Source organism: Modestobacter caceresii (assembly GCF_000761485.1).
GTDB lineage: Bacteria > Actinomycetota > Actinomycetes > Mycobacteriales > Geodermatophilaceae > Modestobacter > Modestobacter caceresii.
In genome coordinates, this window is record NZ_JPMX01000129.1 from 1 (window position 1) to 686 (window position 686).

General features: G+C 73.5%; 1 protein-coding gene. It reads right to left on the bottom strand.

Going from position 1 to position 686, the window contains the following annotated elements:
- A partial coding sequence (locus tag IN07_RS23000) for a GTP-binding protein (RefSeq protein WP_036341251.1) occupies positions 1-686 on the bottom strand: 686 nt, incomplete at both ends.

Consider the following 686-nt stretch of genomic DNA (forward strand, 5'->3'; position numbering starts at 1 on the left):
CTCCTCGACCGCCCGGGTCCAGTCGATGCCCTCCCGGGTCTCGGCGGCGGCGGGGGTGAGCGTCTCCTCCGGGGCGATGGTCGCGCCACCGGCGGTGCGGGTGAACCGGCGGTAGGTGCCGTCGCGGCGGTCCAGCACCCCGCGGAAGTCACCGGAGATGCCCACCGGCCAGGTCAGCGGGGTCGGCGCCAGGCCGGTGCGCTCGGCGACCTCGTCCATCAGCTCCAGGGCGTCCTTGCCCGGCCGGTCCCACTTGTTCACCACCGTGATCACCGGGATGCCCCGGTGCCGGCAGACGGCGAACAGCTTCATCGTCTGGGCCTCCAGGCCCTTGGCGGCGTCGATGAGCATCACCGCCGCGTCGACGGCGGTCAGCACCCGGTAGGTGTCCTCGGAGAAGTCCGCGTGCCCGGGGGTGTCCAGCAGGTTCACCACGGTGTCCCGGTACTCGAACTGCAGCGCGGCGGAGGTGATGGAGATGCCGCGGGCCTTCTCCATGTCCATCCAGTCCGACACCGTGCCCCGCCGACCGGCCTTGCCGTGCACCGCGCCGGCCTGCCCGATCACCCGCGCGTGCAGGGCCAGGGCCTCGGTCAACGTCGACTTCCCGGCGTCGGGGTGGCTGATCACCGCGAACGTCCGCCGCCGGGCGGCCTGCGCCAGCACCTCACCGGTGGCGGCGTCGG